This window comes from Methanofollis fontis (assembly GCF_004297185.1).
Lineage (GTDB): Archaea > Halobacteriota > Methanomicrobia > Methanomicrobiales > Methanofollaceae > Methanofollis > Methanofollis fontis.
The window spans coordinates 584,523-604,882 of the sequence record NZ_PGCL01000001.1 but is presented as its reverse complement, the minus strand read 5'-3'; the positions used below and the strand labels follow the sequence as shown (position 1 = coordinate 604,882).

The window sequence follows — 20,360 nt, the reverse complement described above, 5'->3', positions numbered from 1 at the left end:
ATGAAGGCGGTATGTCTTCTTTCCGGCGGGATGGACTCGACCACCCTCGCCTACCTGGCAAAAGAGATGGGCTATGAGGTCCTGGCCCTTCACCTCACCTACGGGCAGAGGACCGCCGAGAAGGAGCGGGCGTGCGCACGGACGATTGCCGGGCTCCTGGAGGCGGAGGAGTTCCTGGAGATCGACGTCGGCTATTTCTCAAAGTTCGGCAAGAGCGCCCTCACCGATCCGGCGATCGCGGTGGAGGACTACAGCGAAGGAGAAGAGGGGATCCCGCAGACCTATGTGCCGTTCAGGAACGCCAACCTGCTCTCGATGGCGGTCAGTTTCGCCGAGTCCCGCGACGCCGAAGCGGTGTTCATCGGGGTGCAGTCCTCCGACTATTCTGGCTATCCCGACTGCCGGGAAGAGTTCATCCAGGCCTTCCAGCGGGCGGTGGACCTCGGCACTGCTGCCGGCGGGCGGATCCGACTGTTGACGCCCTTCGTGCACATGAACAAGACAGAGATCGTGCAGAAGGGGCTGGACCTCGGGGTGCCGTACGAGCACACCTGGTCCTGCTACACCCAGAACGAGGTCGCCTGCGGGGTCTGCGATTCCTGCCATTTCAGGCTCGAGGCCTTCCGCGCCCTGGGCATCGAGGACCCGATCCCCTACCGGGTGAGGCCGTGACCGAGATCTACCGCGGGCGGCGCCTCTCGGTAAACCTGGAGCGGATCACCCTCCCTGACGGTTCGGAGCGGGAGCGGGTCGTGGTCCGACCCGGCAACGCCGCCGTGATGCTCCCGCTGGAGGGGGAGCACTGCTACCTCATCCGCCAGTACCGTTTCGCCATCGACGGGTGGATCTACGAGGCGCCGGCCGGAACCCTGGAGGAGGGGGAGGACCCGGTCGAGACGGCCAGGCGCGAACTCGTCGAGGAGTGCGGACTGGCGGCAGAGGAGATGATCCCGCACGGCTTCATCTATACCACACCGGGGTTTTCGGACGAGCGGATCTATCTGTATGAGGCCCGCGGCCTCTCCCCCTCAAGCGAATTCACCCCTGACGACGACGAGCAGATCGAGGTCGTCCGCCTGCCGGTCGCCGACCTCATGGCGATGTGCCGGGACGGGCGGATCACGGACGCCAAGACGATCGCCATCGCATACCGCTGCTGCCGGTGATCCGATGCGCCGCCTCGCCCCCCTCCTTCTGCTCCTCCTGGTCGCCGCCGGGTGCACAGGTGCGCTGGAGACGGCGACCTCTGCCGTGGACGACGACGGCACGCTCTCCCTCGTCGTGCCGGTGCCGGCGTTCTCTGAGCAGGTGCTGAACGAGAGCGGGGGCGTCACGGTGTCGGAGATCGTGCTCCACCGCGATATCGACATCCCCTGCCTGCTGGCCGCACCGGAAACGCCGGAGGCGGCGATCGTGTATGCACCGGGGGCCGGCGTGCTCCCCGCGGCGCATCTGGAGCGGGCGATCCGGTATGCGGAGGCGGGGATCGCCTTCTGTGTCGTGGACATCAGGGGGAACGGCGGCGGGGCGGCGGGGCACCCCTTCGACCTGAACTCCGAGTTCGCCGCCTTTGCCGGCGGGAACCAGCCCCAGACCCACCGGATCGCCGCCGACCTGATCGCCTGCCGGGAGGTGCTCGCGGAGCGCTATCCCGTCCCGGTATGGGCGATGGGGTCCTCGAACGGCGGGCGGTATGCCGAACTGGCGGCCGCCGCCGATACCGATTTTGCCGGGTATATCGGGGTTTCGACATCAGGATTCGGGCGGGCGGGCGACGACTACGGCGGGGACGCACGGCGGTTCCTGCTCTCGATCGATCCCTCCGTCTCGATCGCCTCCATATCCCCGCGGCCGGTGCTCCTTTTCCATGCCACCGAGGATCCGGTGATCCCCTATGCCGACGGGCAGGCCCTGTTTGAGGCGGCCGCAGAGCCGCGGGAATTCGTCCCCTTCAACGGCACACACGGCGTCAATGCCGAGGTCGATGCCGGCGTGATGGCCGTATGCGTGTGATTTATACGAATCTGGAGAGAACATATACTAGCTCTGTAGACTGGTGAACGTGAGATGACCAATATTGAGGAGATGGAACCGGCGCGGCTGCGATATGAGTTCAAAAAGATGCTCGAGCGGCTGGAGGCAAAGCAGGGAAGCGGGACCGAGCTGATCTCGCTCTACATCCCGCCTGACAAACAGATTTTCGACGTCACGGCCCAATTGCGGGACGAGTTCGGGCAGTGCTCGAACATCAAGAGCAAACAGACGAGAACCAACGTCCAGAGCGCCATCTCCTCCATCCTTTCACGCCTGAAATACTTCAAGAAGCCGCCCGAGAACGGCATGGCCGTCTTCTGCGGGACGGTGAACACCATCGGCGACCGCACCGACCTCCAGTGCGAGATCGTCTATCCGCCCGAGCCCCTCGGCATGTATATGTACCGCTGCTCCTCGAACTTCGAGCTCGAACCCCTGAAGGCGATGCTCGAGGAGAAATATGTCTACGGTCTCCTGGTCATCGACCGGCGGGAGGCATACTGGGGCTTCCTGCGGGGTAACCGGATCGAGCCCATCAGCGGGAGCACCTCGACCGTGCCGGGCAAACAGCGTAAAGGCGGACAGTCATCGGTCCGTTTCGAACGTCTCCGTCTCATCGCCATCAACGAGTTCTACAAGAAGGTCGGGGACCACGCAAGCGACGTCTTCCTGGCCGAGAAGGACTTCTTCGAGCGTTTCAAGGGGCTGCTCATCGGCGGACCCTCACCGACCAAGGAGGAGTTCTATGAGGGCAACTACCTCCACCACGAGGTGCAGAAACGGGTGCTCGGCCTCTTCGACGTCGCCTATACAAACGAGAGCGGGCTGGGTGAACTGGTGGACGCCGCACAGGACGCCCTGAAGGGGATCGAGGTCGTCAAGGAGAAGGAACTGATGACCCGGTTCCTCCGGGAACTGGTCAAGGACGACAGCGTCGCCGCATACGGTGAGGAGAGCGTGAGGCGGAACCTGGAGATGGGGGCTGTGGATATCCTGCTCCTCTCCGACCGCCTGCGGGAGTCACGCCTGCGGATCAAATGCGGCTCCTGCGGTTATACCGAGGAGCGGACCATCAGGGTCGAGCCCGGCAAGACGACCAAGGATTTCGAGACCGGGTCCTGCCCGCAATGCAGCGCACCCCTGCAGATCGAGGAGGAGGTGGACATCATCGACGAACTCACCGCCCTGGCCGATCAGAGCGGGACGAAGGTGGAGATCATATCGGACGAATTTGAGGAGGGTTCGGTGCTCTACTCGGCCTTCGGCGGGATAGCGGCGATCCTCAGATACAGGACGGGATACTAGAATGTTTCTTGAGACCTACCGGATACTGGAGGCGGCACTGCGGGATGCCACCGGCGCCGAATCGGCGGACCTGGTCGATGGCGGCGAGCATGCGGACTTCGCCACCACCATCGCCTTTTCCCTGGCAAAGAAAGAACGCAAAGCACCGATGGCGATCGCCGCCGATCTGGCGGAACGCCTCGCCCCTGCCCTCGATCCGCACGGCATCAGGGTCGATACGAAGGGGCCGTACATCAACTTCCATGTCAGCGACGCCTATGTCCGCGAGACGGTGAAGGCGGCCCTCGAACCCGGATTCGGGCGCCTCCCCGAACAGGGCGGGCGGGTGAACCTGGAGCACACCAGCGCCAACCCCAACGGCCCCCTGCATGTGGGGCACATCAGGAACTCGATCATCGGCGACACCCTGGCCCGCGCCTTCCGGAAGGCCGGATACACCCTGGAGGTCCACTACTATGTGAACGACATGGGCCGCCAGATCGCCATCGTCTCCTGGGGCTTTGACCATATCGAATTGGCCGCAGAAGAGGGGGAGAAGGGAGACCACCACATCGCGCGCGTCTATGTGGCGGCAAACCGGCGGATCGAGGCGGACGAGTCGATCGTCGCCGATATCGACCGCCTGATGCAGCAGATCGAGGCCGGCGACCCCGAGACCGCACGGAAGTTCAGGGCGGTCGTCTCCCGCTGCCTCGACGGCTTCAAGGTCACGATGAAGAACCTGAACGTCGTCCACGACCGCTTTGTCTGGGAATCGGACTTCGTGCGCAACGGCGATATGAGGCGGATCATCGAGAAACTCGACCGCATGCCGGAGGCGATACACGAAGGCACCCTGGCCATCGACCTCTCGGCGTTCGGGTTCGAGAAGGAGTATGTGGTGCGGCGCTCGGACGGCACCTCGGTCTACGCGGCGCGGGACCTGGCCTATCACACCTGGAAGGGCCGCAACTTCGAGCGTGTGATCGACGTGCTCGGCGCCGACCACAAGCTGATCGGCTCGCAGCTCCAGTGCACCCTGCAGCTCATGGGCGAACGACCCCCAGAGATCGTGATCTTCGAGTTCGTCTCCCTGCCCGAGGGCTCGATGTCCACGCGGGCCGGGAAGTTCATCTCGGCAGACGAACTGATCGCCGAGGTGACGAACAAGGCCTATGATGAGGTCTCAGATCGCCGCCCCGAACTCCCCGAGGAGGAGCGGGAGGGGATCGCCCGGGCCGTGGCGCTGGCCGCCATCCGCTACGATATCGTCAAGGTCTCGCCAGAGAAGTCGACGGTCTTCAACTGGGAGGAGGCGCTGGACTTCGAACGGCAGAGCGGCCCCTACGTCCAGTACTCCCATGCCCGGGCCTGCTCGATCCTGGAGAAGGCAGGGGCGTTCGAGTATGCCTACGAGTTCACCGATCCACACGAGATCGCCCTTGCAAAGCAGATCGCCCGCTTCCCGGCGGTGATCGACCAGGTGGTCCGGGACCTCCGGCCCCACCTGCTGGCGATCTATGCCCGCGACCTGGCCGATCTCTTCAACTCCTTCTACCGCTATGTGCCGGTGCTGCGGTCCGAGGGGGTGACGCTGCAGAGCAGGCTGACCCTGGTGCGGGCGGCGCAGAACACCCTGAAGGAAGCGCTGGAGACGCTTGGTATCGATGCGATCTCAACGATGTGAGGGCGCCCGCGGCGCCCTGAAGAAACAGGGCTACCAATTTTTTTCGCCTGAATCGACGGCGGCGGTGAAGCCGTGCATGTGGAACAAGCGCTCCCTGAAGGGGGGCGAGATGTGTTACAAGAACCGCTTTTACGGGATCACAAGCCACCGCTGCGTGCAGATGACCCCGACGCTGCGCTGCAACCAGCGCTGCCGTTTCTGCTGGCGATCCTTTGAGCACGAGGTCGAGGAGGTTGAGGAGTGTCCGCCTGAGGTGATCCTGGAGAATGTCCGCCGCCTCCAGAAACGCGCCCTCTCCGGCTACAAGGTCTCGCGCTATGTCTCAAAGGAGCGGTTTGCCGAGGCGCTGGACCCCGATATGGTGGCGGTCTCCCTCTCCGGCGAACCGACGCTCTACTCCCGCCTCGCGGAACTGATCGACGGCTTCAATGCCGAGGGTTTCACCACCTTCCTGGTCACGAACGGCACCCGTCCGGAGATGCTGGCTCGCTGCCGCCCCTTCCAGACCTATGTCTCGGTGGACGCACCCGACCGCGGCACCTACCTGGACCTCTGCAACCCGGACGAGGACTACTGGGACCGGATCATGGAGAGCCTGGACCTCCTCTCCTCACGGCGGTCGGCGATCAGGACGACGGTCGTGAAGGGCCTGAACGATATCGACGCCGCGGGGTATGCGGCGATCTACGAGCGGTCGAGGCCCACCTATATCGAGGTAAAGGGATACATGTATCTCGGATACAGTCGAAAACGGCTTGAAAGGGAGAACATGCCCGATCATGCCGAGGTGAGGGCGTTTGCCGAGGAGATCGCTGCACACTGCTCTTACGAGATCACCGACGAGAGCCCGATCTCGCGGGTGGTGCTGATGGAACGACGAGGGGATGAGTGAGATATGAGATTTGATCCTGAATTCTGGAAGGAACTGTCAAGAACCGATTTCGAGGGCGCCTGGCACCGGGGGCCGGAGGTGCTCTCCCGCCCGTCGCTGGCCGCAACCTATCCGAGGAAGGGCTTCCGGCGGGCGGCGCCGCACCCGATCGCCGAGACGATCCAGCGCCTCCGCGAGGTCTACCTCTCGATGGGCTTCGACGAGGCCCGCGTGCCGCTGATGATCGAGGAGGCGGACGTCTATCGCCAGTTCGGCCCGGAGGCGAGCGCCGTGCTGGACCGCGTCTTCTATCTCGGCGGTCTGCCGCGGCCGAACGTGGGGATCTCGGACCGTCAGGCCGAGGAGATCATGGGGATCATCAGGGCCGAGAACGACTCCTACGCCGTTCCCCCCGAGGAGGTGAAGGAGAAACTCCAGCAGACCTTCCACGCCTATAAGAAGGCGACGATCGACGGCGACGAACTGAGCCATGAGATCGCCGCCGACCTCGGCATCGACGATGCCCTGGTGGTGCATATCCTGGATTCGATCTTCCCGGAGTTCCGGGACCTCGCCCCGGAGTCGTCCAGGACGACGCTGCGCTCCCATATGACGAGCGGCTGGTTCCTCTCCCTGGGGGCGATGTGGGAGCATTACCCCCGCCCGATCTGTCTCTTCTCGATCGACCGCTGTTTCCGCCGTGAGCAGGAGGAGGGGCCGACCCGCCTGATGACCTACCACTCGGCCTCCTGCGTGCTGGCCGGTGAGGAGATCACGATCGAGGACGGCAAGGCGGTTTCCGAGGCCCTGCTCTCGGCCTTCGGTTTTGAGGACTTCGAGTTCCGCCCTGACGAGAAGCGCTCCAAATACTATATCCCGGACACCCAGACCGAGGTCTACGCCCGCCACCCGGAGATCGGATGGGTGGAGGTGGCCACCTTCGGCATGTACTCCCCCTCGGCCCTCGGGGAGTACGGCATCGGGGTGCCGGTGATGAACCTGGGCCTCGGCGTGGAGCGGCTGGCGATGATCCTCTACCAGGCCGACGACGTCAGAAAACTCACCCATCCCCAGTTCTTCCCCCGCACCCTCACCGACCGGGAGATCGCCGCGGCGATCACCCTCAGGGAGGAGGCGCAGAGCCCGGAGGGGCGGGCCCTGGTGGAGGCGATCATGGCGACGGCGACGGCGAACGCCGCAGCCGAAGGGCCCTGCTCATTCCTGGCCTTCGAGGGCGAGGTCGGCGGGCGGCGCCTCCGTGTGTTTGTGGAGGAGCCCGAGGAGAACTCGCGGCTCTGCGGGCCGGCCACCTTCAACGAGGTCTTTGTGCAGGACGGCCGCGTGCTCGGCGTCCCGGACACCGAGAAGTTCGCCGACGTCCGGGCGAACGGCGCACCCACCGGCATCTCCTACCTGATGGCGGCAGCGAACCTGGCGGCGGCCCGCATCGAGGAGGCGGCCCGCTGCGGGGAGGCGGCGAGCGTGCAGGTGAAGATGGCGAAGACGCCGTCGGATGTGAACCTGCGGATCCCGGACTGGACGATGCGGTATATTACCGATAATAAGAGGAAGGTGGATGTGCGGGGCCCGGTGTTTCTGACGGTGCGAGGGGAGATCGGGGAGTAATGAGAGAATAACAGTTTCAAAAAACCTGCACCACGATCCCCCCCAGGAACCCTTACAGCACAGACCCACCATTTTTGCCCTTTTTCAGCACCTTTCAGCAGGCACCACCACCATAAAAACGCCACAAATCACCCTGATTCAAATTACAGCCCCCGCACACCCAGATCACCGGATCGTCTACAACATTCCGGAGGTCGCACACACACCCGCACCCACCCACTCCTGCACAGACACCTGAGGCTGTGCGTGTGATCTGCTGAAATATAGTACAGATAGAGAGACGCGTCTCTCTATCTGTACCGTACTGTCGGTACAGGGGCCATTCCTCGCCCGTTCATCTTCGCGGCAGACGCTGAAATTTTGCCGAAAACCTGCTGAAAACAGTGTAAACGCCGGAGGGGCCGGGAGTCAGCCCACACCCTGCCATAACCACCCCCGCAGGCGGCACCGACATCCCGGCTCGAGTGCTCCCGCCCGGTCGGCACATTTCGCCTTCGCGGAAGCGGGAAGACCACCCCCCCCAAACGACCCGACGTCCCCCGACGCCGTCAGACCAGCGATGCGGGAGAGGATCGCAGGCGAGAGGGCCGATGTCTGAGCCCGACCCGGTCCTCTATTGCAACGATATCCATCCACCACAAAACCTATTTCACCCATAAAACCCCCACAAAAGATCGAACCAAAAGGAGAAAAGGGACATGCACCGCATCACCTATCGCATTCTTCTGCGAAAAGAGCCGGAGGGAGGCTACACCGTCACGGTACCGACGCTTCCCGGCTGCGTCACCTTCGGCGGCACGATCGAGGAGGCGATCGCAATGGCGAAGGAGGCGATCGAGGTGTACCTGGAAGACCTGACCGAAAGAGGCGAGGAGATCCCGACCGAGGAGGACACCCTCGAATATACCCTGACGGTCGAAGCATATGCCTAAAATTCCCGTCCTCTCCCCGCAAAAAGTCATCAAAATTCTTGAAACAAAAGGATTCGTCCTGGTACGGACACGGGGCAGCCACCACCTCTACCGTCACCCGGAAACAGGGAGGCGCGTGACCGTCCCGGTTCATGCAAAGGATCTGCCCACAGGCACTCTTCTTGAAATCCTCCGACAGGCAGGGATAGAACGAGAGGAACTCAAAGAACGGAAATAGTCCGTTCTCCGCTCCGCCGCAACATCCTCAGCGGAGGAGCCCCTCGATCGCATCCAGGAATGCCCCAGCACGAGAAACGGCGTTTCTCGCCTCCCCCTCCATAGACCGCCCCCACCATATCGTAGACCGTGATATGCTGATTCGTCCCCGCCGGGCGGTATCCCTTCGAGAACATCAGCGCCCGCCCGGCCTGGAGCATGGCATTGTAGGCGATGGTATACGCCCAGTCGCTGTTGCCCGCAAGGACGCTCCCGGCAACCGTCACGTCCCGCCGGGCAAGGTTCATGGCGTTCCAGGTCCTCAATCCCGGCCAATCAACACCACCTTCGGTCCTGCAAGCACATTCAAGACAAACGGATCGCCAGCCGCGATCCGCCGCTCCATCTCGTCCTTCGTGAAGAGGACATAGTTGATCTCCCTCCCGAGCACCCCCCCATCAGGAGGCATGCCGCCTCAGGGATGCGGGACAGACTCATCTACCATTATTCCGGCGTCGGCATGAGGATCATCCGGGGGACGGCCCGGATCGGTCCCCCTCCCGATCAGCGCATTTCAGATCCCCACCCTGAGGCGAGACCGATAGGACGATCCGGGAAAAAAAACAGAAACGTATATCCACTGAAAACACGAGAAAAAACCCCATGAAACGGATACTCCTTATCGCACTCCTCCTTGCGGCCGTGATGCTCGTCTGCGGCTGTACGCAACAGAGTGCCGTTCCCGAAACAACGCTCGCCACCCCAACCCCCGCACCCGCGGGTTCGCTCCCGGCGGAACTCTCCGCCTCCAGCCCCAACGCCACGCTCTCCCTGGACACCGGCGTCATCCTCCTCTCGTTCCACGCCGAAGGGAAGCAGACGATGACGGTCAACTTCGCGAGCGCATCGAACGAATACGCTGCGAGCAACGAGATCCCCATCACCGGCCCGTATGACGGAACGCTCGTCTTCGAGGTCCCGCAGAAGGACGAATACCTGCTGAACATCACCGGCACCGGCGCATGGACCGCAACAGCCTCGAAATACGTGCCCGGCGAAGGCCAGAAGGCGCCACTGAACCTCACCGGCAACGGCACCGAGGTGGCGCCGCCGCTGTACCTTGAGAAGGGGCAGTACATCTTCGAACGGCAGCAGACCGGCATTTCCTCCCCCATGTACTTCCTGAGCTATGCGAACGCAAGCCCGCTCATGGACGCAAACAACACCTATGTCCAGCCCGGCTTCGGCGAAATCTCCACAGAGACCTTCAGGATCGTCACCGTCCCCGAGTCAGACACCTACATCCTGAGCGTCATCGCCAGGGAGAGCCCGACCGCCTGGGCGGCGTCCATCCTCCCCGTCCCCACCCCCGAACTCGGGCCGGGCCCGGAGATCCCGGCGAACGAGACCCCTTCGGCCTGATCGGGACATCCAGGGGGATCGAACGTCCCCCGCCCCTCATTTTCTGGTGAGCGAATACCCGCTCCCTTCCCAGGCCTCACGCATCACCGGGTTCTTCTCCAGGTAGGCATCGACAGTCTGTTTATCCACCGTGTTCAGCGGGCAGGAGAAGTTTATGCACCTGCTGCAGTAGTAGATCTTCATGATCCAGAGGAAGGTCGATGACGCCGCAAGGGTGAGCAGGACCACACCGATCGTGGCGAGCAGAGCCACCGTCCCCTCACCCCCCGCATACACAAGCCAGATGGCAGAGAGCCCGGCGACCAGGGGGATGACCACATACAGCGACCACACCAGGAGGAGCATCAGGGAGCGTTCGGTGCCGTTCATGGGGGCGGGGTTATACCTCCAGATCTTCGGTGCACCGTTGTTCGCCAGGCACCTGAGCACCCGCCCCTCGCCGGCATAATAGGGGCAGTGGCTGCAGAGGAACCTGAACTCGAAGAGAAAGATCCCGACGACATAGAGCGTGTAGGCGGCGATCGGCCACCACCATCCCGTGAGCAGAAACACGATCCCCAGCAACACCAGCGTGCCGGGGTATGTGGCCCAGCACACGGCGATAAAACCGTTGAGGACGCACCGGTCCCACCGACAATTGATCCTCTCGTTCAATGTGCAGGCGTCGCAGTGTGCACCGTCCTGCACACTGCATGGGGGCGTGTCCGGGGTGTCAGGCATCAGCCGATCATTGACGGGTGCGGTATAAAGCCCTGGCCATATGGATCAGGGGAATGAAGGACGAACAGACCCCTCCCCTCACCCTGCCCCCTCCGCAAGCGTTATCATCGCTGATCGGCCACCACACACCAATGGACGATCCGGCGGTGCAGGAAGGAGCGGGCGACGACCGGCAGGAGGCCGAGCGGGTCGTCAGAAAGGTCGCCTTCTACTCCCTGATCGTCAATACCGCCCTGGTGCTCGTAAAACTCTATCTCGCCGGGATCGCGGGGAGTTTGGCCCTCGGCGCCGATGCTGTCCACTCCTCCCTGGACGTGCTCGCATCCCTCGCCCTCCTCGCCGGCATCTATCTCTCCTCCAGAAAGAGCCGGGAGTTCCCGTACGGCCTCTACAAGGTGGAGAACATCGTCGCCGTGATCATCGCCCTGCTGGTCTTCTTCACGGCATGGGAGATCGCCGCGGAGGCGCTCACCGGCGAGGGCACGGCCACCCCCTTCAGTGGATGGGTGCTCATCGCCGTCGCCGCCCTGGTCACCGTCCCCTACCTGCTCGGCACCTATGAGGTGCGGATGGGAAGAGACTACCATTCCCCCAGCCTGATCGCCGACGGGCGACAGCACCGGGTGGACGTGCTCTCCACCTCGGTCGTCTTCTTCGCCCTCCTCGCCCGGTATTTCGGGCTCCCTATCGATCACGCAGCCGCCGTCGTCATCGCCGGATTCATCGCCTATTCGGGATGGGACATCCTGAAGGACAGCATGCGCACCCTCCTCGACGCCTCCATCGACCACGCCACCCGCGACGCCATCAGGTCCGCCGTCCTCGCCGACCCGATGGTGATCGGCATCAGGAACCTGACCGCCCGGAACTCGGGACGCTACATCTTTGTCGAGGCAGTGGTGGCGATGAAACCGACCGATCTCGCCGGGGCGGACCTGGCGAGCGGACGCATCCAGGACCGAATCCGCCGCCTGGTCCCCAACGTGGAGCGGGTCGTCATCCACCCCGAACCGGCGGAGCGCTCGCACATTCGCTATGCCGTCCCGCTCATCGACCTCGACGGCACGATCAGCCCCCACTTCGGCGAGGCCCCCTATTTCGCCCTCCTCGACATCGGGGTGAAGGAGGGGAGACTGGAGCGCAAGGAGATCCTCCCGAACCCGGCCCGCGACCTGGAGCGGCAGAAGGGGATCCGGGCGGCGGAGATGCTGCTGGAGCAGAAGCCCGACATCGTCTACTCACAGCAGCCCCTCGCCGGAAAATCGGCCGAATATGTGTTTGAATCGGCACAGGTGAGGACAAAGATCACCGATGCGACCACCCTGGCAGACCTGATCGCCGGGATCGAGGAGGAGGTGCGGGCCGATCAGAGGGAATAAACGGCATCACCCTGTCCTGCCGGTCGCATTCCAGAAGATAATTATCCCCCGCACGAAAAAACCTCCCCTGAGCAGCATGAACACCCGCACCCCCGACCTGAGGGCCATCGCATGGGACGCCATGCGGCGCTACGGCTTCGAGCCCGATTTTCCCGCGACCATCGAGAGCGAAACCGCCGGGGCACCCCCGATCCCGGACAGACTCCCCGACCTCCGCCACCTCCCCTGGTCGTCCATCGACAACCACGACTCCAGGGACCTGGACCAGATCGAATACTGCGAGGAAGGCCCGGAAGGAGCGATCCGGGTGGCGGTGGCGATCGCCGACGTCGACCTCCGTGTGCGACCGGGCTCCGCGGCCGACCGTCATGCCGCCCATAACGGCACCTCGGTGTACACCGGCGTCGAGACCTTCCCCATGCTGCCCCCCCGGCTTTCGGAGGGGATCACCTCCCTCCTGCCGGATCAGGACCGCGTGGCCCTGGTCATCAGATACACCGTCCAGAACGACGGCAGTATCCGCCCCGACGGCATCGAGCGCGCCCTCGTCCGCAATCGGGCGCACCTGGTCTATGAGGAGGTCGGCGAGTGGCTGGAGGGGACCGGACCCCTCCCGGAGAACATCGATGCGATCCCCGGCCTCAGGGAGCAGGTCCTCCTCCAGAACGAGGCCGCACAACGGATGAGACGCCGCCGCTTCGAGGGGGGAGCGCTCGACCTGGAGACCATCGAGGCGGGTGCGGTCATGGAGGGGGCGATGGTGAGGGACCTCATCGTCAGGAGACAGAACGCCGCACACTGCCTGATCGAGGAGTTCATGATCGGCGCCAACACCACGATCGTCGGCACCCTCGCCGCCGCCGGCATGCCCATGATCCAGCGTGTCGTCCGCGAACCCAGAGACTGGAAGGGTATCCAGCGGACGGCGGCAGAACACGGCGAATACCTCCCCCCGGAACCCGACCCGGTGGCCCTCTCCCGCTTCCTCACCGGGCAGCGGACCGCCGACCCCGAAGGCTTCCCCGACCTCTCCCTCACCATCGTAAAACTGATCGGGCCGGGAATCTACCTGCCCCTCCAGCCCGGTGAGGCTTCAATCGGCCACTTCGGGCTTGCGATCTCCAACTACACCCACGGCACCGCCCCGAACAGGCGCTATGTCGACATCATCATTCAAAGGCTGCTCAAGGCCGCCCTCCGCGGCGAAGGCTCCCCCTACACCTCAGAAGACCTCGCAGACCTTGCCGAATGGCTCACCGGCAGGGAAAAGGCCTCCCAGAAGGTCGAACGCTTCATGCGGAAGGCGGCGGGGGCCGTATTGCTCGGGGAACGGATCGGCGAATCCTTCGACGCCATCGTCACCGGCGCCTCGGAACGGGGAACCTATGTCAGGCTCATCGCACCCCCGGTCGAAGGGAGGGTCATGGAGGGTGAATACGGCCTGTATGTCGGGCAGAGGGTCAGGGTCCGCCTGATCCTCACCGATCCCTACAACGGCTACATCGATTTCGTCTGCACCGGCAGATCCGAACCTTGATATGACCGGTATCCGAGATCCTGCTATCCAGATGGAGATCACACCCGAGATCTGCGCCCGCATCGCCGCACGGCAGACCGCCATCGAGGAGACCTATTCCCCCCTCGCCACCCGCAACGCCGACGCCCGGCGCCGGCGACCCGATCCCCGACGGCCAGAGGACCCCCTCATCCGCCCCCCCTTCTACCGGGACGCCGACCGCATACTCCACTCGAAGGGCTTCACCCGCTATATCGACAAGACGCAGGTCTTCTTCCTGATCGACAACGAGCACATCACCCACCGCGTCATCCACGTCCAGCTCGTCTCCAAGATCGGGCGGACCATCGGGCGGGCGCTCGGACTCAACGAAGACCTGATCGAGGCGATCGCCCTGGGCCACGATATCGGGCACGTCCCCTTCGGGCACAGGGGGGAGGAGTGCCTGGACGGCCTCTGCAATCGCCATACAATCGGCCGCTTCTTCCACAACGTCCAGAGCGTCAGGTTCCTGGACGTGATCGAGGACTGCAACCTCACCCTCCAGGTGCTCGACGGCATCCTCTGCCACAACGGCGAGGTCCACCACCGCTCTCTTGCACCCGCGGGCGAGGTGACCCCGGAGGGCTTCGAGGAAAAATTCCGCCGCCTCTCTTCAGGCGAGGCGGAGGAGATACCGTCCTCCACGATGGAGGGGTGCGTCGTCAGGTTCGCCGACACCATCGCCTACCTTGGGCGCGACCTGGAGGACGCCATCGAGGTGGGGCTGATCGACGGCGACGGCGACGACCTGATGGCAATCTGCCGGGAGAGTTTCGGGATCGAACACCCCGATGAGATCAACCGCACCGTCGTCGATACCGCCATCAGGGACATCATCAACGAGAGCATGGGAGTGGAACGGATATCCTTCTCAGGGGAGGTCTCGGACGGCATCCGGCAATTGCGGGAGTTCAGCAGGACGCACATCTACGAGAGCCCGGTGCTGACCTCGCAGATGGGAAAGATCCAGACGATGTTCGCCACCCTCTTCGAACACTTCCTCACGGACCTGGAGAGGGAGAACACCGCCTCGCCGATCTTCCGGGACTTCATCGAGGCGCCCTGGATCTCCCCGGACTACCTGCAGAAGGAAGGGGAGGCAGGGAAGGTGCGGGACTTCGTCGCCGGCATGACGGATCGCTACTTCGAGGACGCCTTCCGGGAGATTACCATCCCGAAACGGGTGAAAAACGCCTATCGATAAGAAAAAGCAGAGAGCGGGAGGTCCGGGATCACCCGATCACGCACAGGGCGCAGATGGCGATCTCCAGGACTGCAAAACCTCCAATCTCCAGCCAGACGACACCGTCCGGCAGACCGCCCAGCCTGAGCCAGATCAGGATGATACCGGCGGTCATCAGGAACACCAGGATGTTCATCACCGCCAGCACCGGGGCGGCGGCGGTGAAGAGGAGGCTGCCGGTTGCCGCCGACCCGAGCAGTAGGCTGGTGGAGAGGCCGAGGAAGGCAAGCCCTTTTTTGAGGGGGTTGTCATGCATGAATGAACCTACCCATGCGCTGAGAGGGGATTAGATTTCCGGAATCAGATCAGGACGCCGCTTCAGGAGCGGTCACCCCGTAGATCCCCGAACCAAGCCACCAGGTCTCGTCCACCCGCTCCACGTAGCCGAGTTTCGGCTGCACCGTGTTCTCCGCCATCGGGTCGACATAATAGAAATATACAAACCCGCTGCCGTTTCTGGCGACATCACGCAGTTCCCGGATGTAGAAGTTCCCCTTCACATCGGTCTCGTCCAGCCTGTTCACCCCGATCTTCTCCGGATTGACCGGATGGGCAAGTGTGGTGCCGTTGAAGTCGTAGGCATAGATGTAGAGGCCGTCACGGAAGAACGAGCCATTGCGATCCGAAAAGACCGCAAGAGCCCTGTCTTTACCATTTTCCTGCGCATATGCGACGGCTTCATGCACAAACGCAACCATCTCCTCCTCGGTGTGGGCCGGTGTCACCGTGGGCGCCGGTGCCGGTGAGGGGGATTCCTGCGTGGTGCATCCCGCGATGAGGAGCATACCGGCGATCAGGATTGAAACCGCACATACAGTCCATATCTGCTTCATATTCCACAATGCAACCAGGGAGGTAAAAAGAATTTATATTTGGCCCCCATATGCCGCGGCACATCAGGGAGGGAGGGGTTAATTACTCCCCACGCTATACCGGAAGCCGGGGGATGTGAATGACCGACCAGAAATACCAGAGCGGCATGATGAAGACGGTGGAGGCGATCCTTGACGACGCACGCAACCGTTCGATGGAAAACCTTGAACGGGACCTGACCGGCCTCGGATTTGTGCAGATCGGTGCCGATCCCGCCGCCGTGGCGATGGAGCACCGGGGCGAGGAGCTCTACCTGGAGATGGAACTGGACGATGCCGGCGTGGTCCACAGCTATATCCTGATCCCGTTTGAGGAGAAAAAACAGAAACAGGAACGCTTCAGGTGGTGAAGGGGTTCCCATAGCCTGATGGGGTGGCAGAACCATACTCTCAAGAGATGTCAGAGAGAGGGGTGGAGCGGATCCGACGCACCGCCCGACGGATCGGCGCCTGCACCACCAGGGGAGAACTCGGCAGCGTGCTCGGGGAGGAGGCGGGACGCTACACCCTGCACGACCTCCAGCGGATCGGGGGGGGGATCAAGAGGGAGGTGGACCCCCTCCCTGAACCCTACCGGAGTCAGGTCAGACCCTACTTCGAGGCCCAGATCTTCGGCGCCTATCACCGTCTGATGCACGCCCACCGCTCGGGGTCCTTCCGGAGCATGGACGACCCGATCGCCGATCCCGACCGCTTCAAGGAGTTCGCCGCCCTGATCGAGGAGGGATGCCTGAGAGAAAGCGGGAAGAGCGGCACCGACTTCGGCTTTTCCGATCCCCTGCACTCCCTCTTCTATTACCTCGTCACCGGCTACCTGATGTTCGTCGAGAACGGCCCCGGTCACCCGGTCGGAACCCCATTTCCCGGAGGATTTGTCGTTGAACAGAGAGGAGACGAATATTTTTGCCCGATCAGGGACAAAGAGCAGGACGTGCCCTTCTCCATCTGCAATGTCTGCCCGGCACACCAGATGGAGGGGGTGTGAGGCGGACCCCGGCGGGAAAAATCACACCCGCATACCCATTTACCATTAAAAAGCACATTAAACGCTCAAATACACCATTCTGAATGAATAGACGGAAAAATAAAACATATCTCTTTTTATCTACAACAGTCCGTACTTAGTACACCGAGGACCAACCATGATCTCAGTTCTGCTCATCGACGACGACCCCATGATCCTTGATGTCACCAGCCTCTATCTCAGGAAAGGGCACGAGTTTGCGGTCACAACATGCCTGAGTGCACACGAGGCCCTCGACGTCCTCTCCGGGCAGTCATTCGATGCGATCATCTCCGATTACGAGATGCCAGAGATGGACGGGATCGAGTTTCTCAAGGTGATCAGGGCAGGCGGGAACAACGCACCCTTCATCATCTTCACCGGGCGGGGTCGGGAGGACGTCGTCATCGAGGCCCTCAACAACGGAGCGAACTTCTACCTCCAGAAAGGCGGGGACCCGAAGAGTCAGTTCGCAGAACTGAAGAACATGATCAGGCAGGCGGTCCAGAACACCCGCGCCGAGGCGGCGCTGAAGATCAGCGAGGCGCGCTATCGCGCCGTCGTCGAGAGTCAGACCGAACTGATCAGCCGTTTTCTCCCGGATGGCACACAGGTCTTCGCCAATGAGGCCTTCTGCAGATATTACCGGAAAGATCCCGATGAGATCGTCGGCAAATACTTTTTCCCTGACGTGCCTCAGGACGAGAAGGCACGAATCAGGGCCCATTTCGACAGTCTCACCCCGGAGAACCCGGTCGGCACCATCGAGCACCGGGTGGTGCTCGACGATGGGGTGATGCGCTGGCAGCAGTGGGTGGACCGGGCGATCTTTGACGGGAACAGCACCCTGATCGAGTACCAGTCGGTCGGACGTGACACCACCGACAGGAAATTGGCCGAAGAGGCGCTGCGAGATTCCGAGAACAAGTTCAAGGTGCTCTCTGAGCAGTCCCCGGTCGGAATTTACATCCTCAGGAGCGGGCGACTCACCTATGTGAACCCCCGGTTTGCAGAGATGTTCGGCTATACCGCCGAGGAGATGTCAGACAACATGCCCCTGCTCCATATCGTCCACCCCGTGGACCGCCCCTTCGTGGCGGAAAAGATGAGGGAGCGGAGCGAGGGGAGCGGAGACACCTACGAGTTCAGAGGGGTCAGGAGCGACGGCAACATGATCACCGCCGAGGTCCATGGTTCGGTGACCACCATCGAGGGCGAGAAGGTGATCATCGGCACCATCCTGGACATCACCGAGCGCAAGACAATGGAGATCGACCTCAAGGAGAAGGTCAACTATGTCCAGGCACTGATGGACGCCATACCGGCGCCCGTCTTCTACCGCGATACCCATGGCATCTACCATGACTGCAACCGCGCCTTCGAGGAACTCGTCGGTCTTGCCAAGAACGAGATCATCGGCAAGGAGATCCACGACTTCTTCCCGCGGGAGTACGCCGACATCTACAAGGAAAAGGACGGGTTGATCATCGAGCGTCCCCATGTCCAGCGCTATGAGTTCGCCATTACCGACCGTGACGGACAGAAGATCGACGTCCTCTTCTCAAAGACCGCCCTCATGACCGCAGACGGATCGGTGGCAGGCATCGTCGGGGTGATCATGGACATCAGCGAGCGCAAAAAGATGGAGATCGACCTCAAGGAGAAGGTCAACTATGTCCAGGCACTGATGGACGCCATACCGGCACCCGTCTTCTACCGCGACACCCATGGCATCTACCATGACTGCAACCGCGCCTTCGAGGAACTCGTCGGACTCTCCAGGGAGGAGATCACCGGCAAGGTGATCCACGACTTCTTCCCGCGGGAGTACGCCGACATCTACAAGGAAAAGGACGGGTTGATCATCGATCACCCCCATGTCCAGCGCTATGAGTTCGCCATTACCGACCGTGACGGACAGAAGATCGACGTCCTCTTCTCAAAGACCGCCCTGTTGCGTGCAGACGGATCGGTGGCAGGCATCGTCGGGGTGATCGTCGACATCAGCGAGCGCAAAAAGATGGAGATCGACCTCAAGGAGAAGGTCAACTATGTCCATGCACTGATGGACGCCATACCGGCGCCCGTCTTCTACCGCGACACCAATGGCGTCTATCACGACTGCAACCGCGCCTTCGAGGAACTCGTCGGACTTTCAAAGAACAAAATCGTCGGCAAAACGATCCATGACTTCTTCCCGCGGGAGTACGCCGAGTTCTACAAGAAGAAGGACCACCTGATCATCGCTCGCCCTCATGTCCAGCGCTACGAATATGCGATCACCGACCGGAACAGGAAACGCCTCGACGTCCTCTTCTCAAAGACCGCCCTCATGACCGCAGATGGAACGGTTGCCGGCATTCTTGGAGTGATCTCGGACATCAGCGAGAGAAAACGGATGGAACAGGCCCTCCGGGAAAACGAGGTGAAATACCGTACCCTTGCAGACTTCACCTACGACTGGGAGGCATGGTTCAAGCCCGACGGCAAGTACTTCTATGTCTCGCCGTCCTGCGAACGGATCACCGGGTTTGCTGCGGCGGAGTTCATGGAGGACCCGATGCTGATGATCCGCATCGTCCACCCGGAGGACCGCGACCTGGTGGAGACCCACTACCATGGTGGCATCCACGAGCAGGAAGGGGTCTGCCATATCGATTACCGGATCATCACCAAAACCGGCGACATCAAGTGGATCAGCCACTATTGTCAGCCTGTTTTCGGACCTGACGGCAAATATCTGGGCCGCAGGGAGAACAAACGCGACATCACCGACAGAAAACGCGTGGAGGAGGCGCTGAAACGGGCAAACGAGAAACTCAACCTCCTCTCGAGCATCACACGCCATGACGTGCTCAACCGCCTCACCAGCCTCCTTGGCTACCTGGAGTTTGTCAGGGACTTCGGGCTCGACTCCGAGGTGATCACCCTCATCGAGAAGGCAGAGGAGTCCGCCAACGTGATCAGGCACCAGATCTCCTTTACCAAGGACTATCAGGATATCGGCGTCCACACGCCGGCATGGCAGAATGCCCGACACCTCGTCGCCAATGCGGCGAGGATGTTCCCCAGAAACGAGGCGGTGATCGAGAACGACCTCAACGGCATGGAAATCTATGCCGATCCCCTCCTCGAAAAGGTGTTCATCAACCTGATCGACAACGCCATCCGCCACGGCGACGGGGTGAGCAGGATCCGCTTCTCGCCGAGGCTGGAGGGTGACCACCTGGTGATCCTCTGCGAGGATGACGGTCACGGGATCGAGGAGAGGGACAAGGGCAAGATCTTCTACCGCGGCGTCGGGAAGAACACCGGCTACGGCCTCTTCCTCGCCCGCGAGATCCTCTCGATCACCGGCCTCACCATACGTGAGGTGGGGATCCAGGGGAAGGGCGCCTGTTTCGAGATCACCGTGCCCTTCGGGGCCTACCGTACCGATCAGGATGACACGGGCGTGACCATGCGATGAGCCCGCCGATGCCGGCAATACTCCCCAAACAGACAAAAAGGCCATAAAATCTCAAAAATCAACTA

At 62.2% G+C, this 20,360-nt stretch carries 21 protein-coding genes; 16 read left to right on the top strand and 5 right to left on the bottom strand.

The features are described from left to right. The 9 genes from queC (at position 1) to CUJ86_RS02945 (ending at position 8,651) form a co-directional block, all read left to right on the top strand. Complete coding sequence (gene queC / locus CUJ86_RS02985; RefSeq protein WP_130646221.1) at positions 1 to 672, top strand: 7-cyano-7-deazaguanine synthase QueC; 672 nt, start codon at positions 1 to 3, stop codon at positions 670 to 672. Then, positions 669 to 1,166, top strand: coding sequence for an NUDIX hydrolase (locus tag CUJ86_RS02980; RefSeq protein ID WP_130646062.1), 498 nt, complete (start codon positions 669 to 671; stop codon positions 1,164 to 1,166). Before queC ends, CUJ86_RS02980 begins: the two co-directional genes overlap by 4 nt. Positions 1,167 to 1,170: 4 nt before the next feature. Then, positions 1,171 to 2,013, top strand: coding sequence for an alpha/beta hydrolase (locus tag CUJ86_RS02975; protein ID WP_130646061.1), 843 nt, complete (start codon positions 1,171 to 1,173; stop codon positions 2,011 to 2,013). 54 nt (positions 2,014 to 2,067) lie between these two features. Continuing rightward, positions 2,068 to 3,339 carry a peptide chain release factor aRF-1 gene (gene prf1, locus CUJ86_RS02970; protein WP_130646060.1) on the top strand — a complete coding sequence of 424 codons (1,272 nt, stop codon included), beginning with the start codon at positions 2,068 to 2,070 and terminating at the stop codon, positions 3,337 to 3,339. Between the two features lies 1 nt (position 3,340). After that, entirely contained in the window at positions 3,341 to 5,005 is a 1,665-nt protein-coding gene (gene argS / locus CUJ86_RS02965; protein ID WP_130646059.1) for an arginine--tRNA ligase, read from the top strand. Beyond that, the gene (gene twy1 / locus CUJ86_RS02960; protein WP_130646058.1) at positions 4,986 to 5,897 is read left to right on the top strand and encodes a 4-demethylwyosine synthase TYW1; all 912 of its coding nucleotides are present in this window, start codon (positions 4,986 to 4,988) and stop codon (positions 5,895 to 5,897) included. Before argS ends, twy1 begins: the two co-directional genes overlap by 20 nt. Positions 5,898 to 5,900: 3 nt before the next feature. Then, complete coding sequence (sepS, locus tag CUJ86_RS02955; protein WP_130646057.1) at positions 5,901 to 7,502, top strand: O-phosphoserine--tRNA ligase; 1,602 nt, start codon at positions 5,901 to 5,903, stop codon at positions 7,500 to 7,502. A 698-nt stretch (positions 7,503 to 8,200) separates the two neighbouring features. After that, complete coding sequence (locus CUJ86_RS02950; RefSeq protein WP_130646056.1) at positions 8,201 to 8,434, top strand: type II toxin-antitoxin system HicB family antitoxin; 234 nt, start codon at positions 8,201 to 8,203, stop codon at positions 8,432 to 8,434. Beyond that, a complete protein-coding gene (locus CUJ86_RS02945; RefSeq protein ID WP_130646055.1) occupies positions 8,427 to 8,651 on the top strand; it encodes a type II toxin-antitoxin system HicA family toxin in 225 nt (74 codons plus the stop codon). Before CUJ86_RS02950 ends, CUJ86_RS02945 begins: the two co-directional genes overlap by 8 nt. Here the strand turns inward: CUJ86_RS02945 and CUJ86_RS02940 are convergent. Together CUJ86_RS02940 and CUJ86_RS11765 are read right to left on the bottom strand one after the other, a co-directional pair. Continuing rightward, positions 8,635 to 8,937, bottom strand: coding sequence for a hypothetical protein (locus CUJ86_RS02940; RefSeq protein ID WP_130646054.1), 303 nt, complete (start codon positions 8,935 to 8,937; stop codon positions 8,635 to 8,637). The two genes, CUJ86_RS02945 and CUJ86_RS02940, sit on opposite strands and share 17 nt — an antisense overlap. A gap of 14 nt (positions 8,938 to 8,951) precedes the next feature. Continuing rightward, a complete protein-coding gene (locus tag CUJ86_RS11765; protein ID WP_165394747.1) occupies positions 8,952 to 9,098 on the bottom strand; it encodes a hypothetical protein in 147 nt (48 codons plus the stop codon). Between the two features lie 194 nt (positions 9,099 to 9,292). On the opposite strand from CUJ86_RS11765, the gene CUJ86_RS02935 reads away from it, so the two are divergent. Then, positions 9,293 to 10,051 (top strand): hypothetical protein, encoded by a 759-nt coding sequence (locus tag CUJ86_RS02935; protein ID WP_130646053.1) that lies wholly within the window; start codon positions 9,293 to 9,295, stop codon positions 10,049 to 10,051. 36 nt (positions 10,052 to 10,087) lie between these two features. Here CUJ86_RS02935 and CUJ86_RS02930 read toward each other — a convergent pair whose 3' ends face one another. Continuing rightward, positions 10,088 to 10,771, bottom strand: a complete 684-nt coding sequence (locus CUJ86_RS02930) for a hypothetical protein (protein ID WP_130646052.1) — start codon at positions 10,769 to 10,771, stop codon at positions 10,088 to 10,090. Between the two features lie 53 nt (positions 10,772 to 10,824). Here CUJ86_RS02930 and CUJ86_RS02925 point away from each other — a divergent pair, with 53 nt between their 5' ends. The 3 genes from CUJ86_RS02925 to CUJ86_RS02915 all read left to right on the top strand — a co-directional run bounded on the left by CUJ86_RS02925 (position 10,825) and on the right by CUJ86_RS02915 (position 14,912). After that, positions 10,825 to 12,150: a cation diffusion facilitator family transporter gene (locus CUJ86_RS02925; protein WP_235855554.1), complete on the top strand. Its 1,326-nt coding sequence runs from the start codon at positions 10,825 to 10,827 to the stop codon at positions 12,148 to 12,150. 76 nt (positions 12,151 to 12,226) lie between these two features. Further along, positions 12,227 to 13,687 (top strand): RNB domain-containing ribonuclease, encoded by a 1,461-nt coding sequence (locus tag CUJ86_RS02920; RefSeq protein WP_130646051.1) that lies wholly within the window; start codon positions 12,227 to 12,229, stop codon positions 13,685 to 13,687. Positions 13,688 to 13,718: 31 nt separating this feature from the next. Beyond that, entirely contained in the window at positions 13,719 to 14,912 is a 1,194-nt protein-coding gene (locus tag CUJ86_RS02915) for a deoxyguanosinetriphosphate triphosphohydrolase family protein (protein WP_130646050.1), read from the top strand. A gap of 28 nt (positions 14,913 to 14,940) precedes the next feature. Here CUJ86_RS02915 and CUJ86_RS02910 read toward each other — a convergent pair whose 3' ends face one another. Both CUJ86_RS02910 and CUJ86_RS02905 read right to left on the bottom strand, forming a co-directional pair. Then, entirely contained in the window at positions 14,941 to 15,207 is a 267-nt protein-coding gene (locus CUJ86_RS02910) for a hypothetical protein (protein WP_130646049.1), read from the bottom strand. 49 nt (positions 15,208 to 15,256) lie between these two features. After that, on the bottom strand, positions 15,257 to 15,784 hold the full coding sequence (locus CUJ86_RS02905) for a cache domain-containing protein (RefSeq protein WP_130646048.1): 528 nt from the start codon (positions 15,782 to 15,784) through the stop codon (positions 15,257 to 15,259). A gap of 119 nt (positions 15,785 to 15,903) precedes the next feature. Between CUJ86_RS02905 and CUJ86_RS02900 the strand changes: the two genes are divergently transcribed. The 3 genes from CUJ86_RS02900 (at position 15,904) to CUJ86_RS02890 (ending at position 20,295) form a co-directional block, all read left to right on the top strand. Next, the gene (locus CUJ86_RS02900) at positions 15,904 to 16,173 is read left to right on the top strand and encodes a hypothetical protein (RefSeq protein WP_130646047.1); all 270 of its coding nucleotides are present in this window, start codon (positions 15,904 to 15,906) and stop codon (positions 16,171 to 16,173) included. A gap of 47 nt (positions 16,174 to 16,220) precedes the next feature. Next, the gene (locus tag CUJ86_RS02895; protein ID WP_130646046.1) at positions 16,221 to 16,808 is read left to right on the top strand and encodes a DUF2115 domain-containing protein; all 588 of its coding nucleotides are present in this window, start codon (positions 16,221 to 16,223) and stop codon (positions 16,806 to 16,808) included. A 157-nt stretch (positions 16,809 to 16,965) separates the two neighbouring features. Continuing rightward, positions 16,966 to 20,295 carry a PAS domain S-box protein gene (locus tag CUJ86_RS02890; protein WP_130646045.1) on the top strand — a complete coding sequence of 1,110 codons (3,330 nt, stop codon included), beginning with the start codon at positions 16,966 to 16,968 and terminating at the stop codon, positions 20,293 to 20,295. Positions 20,296 to 20,360: the final 65 nt, after the last annotated feature.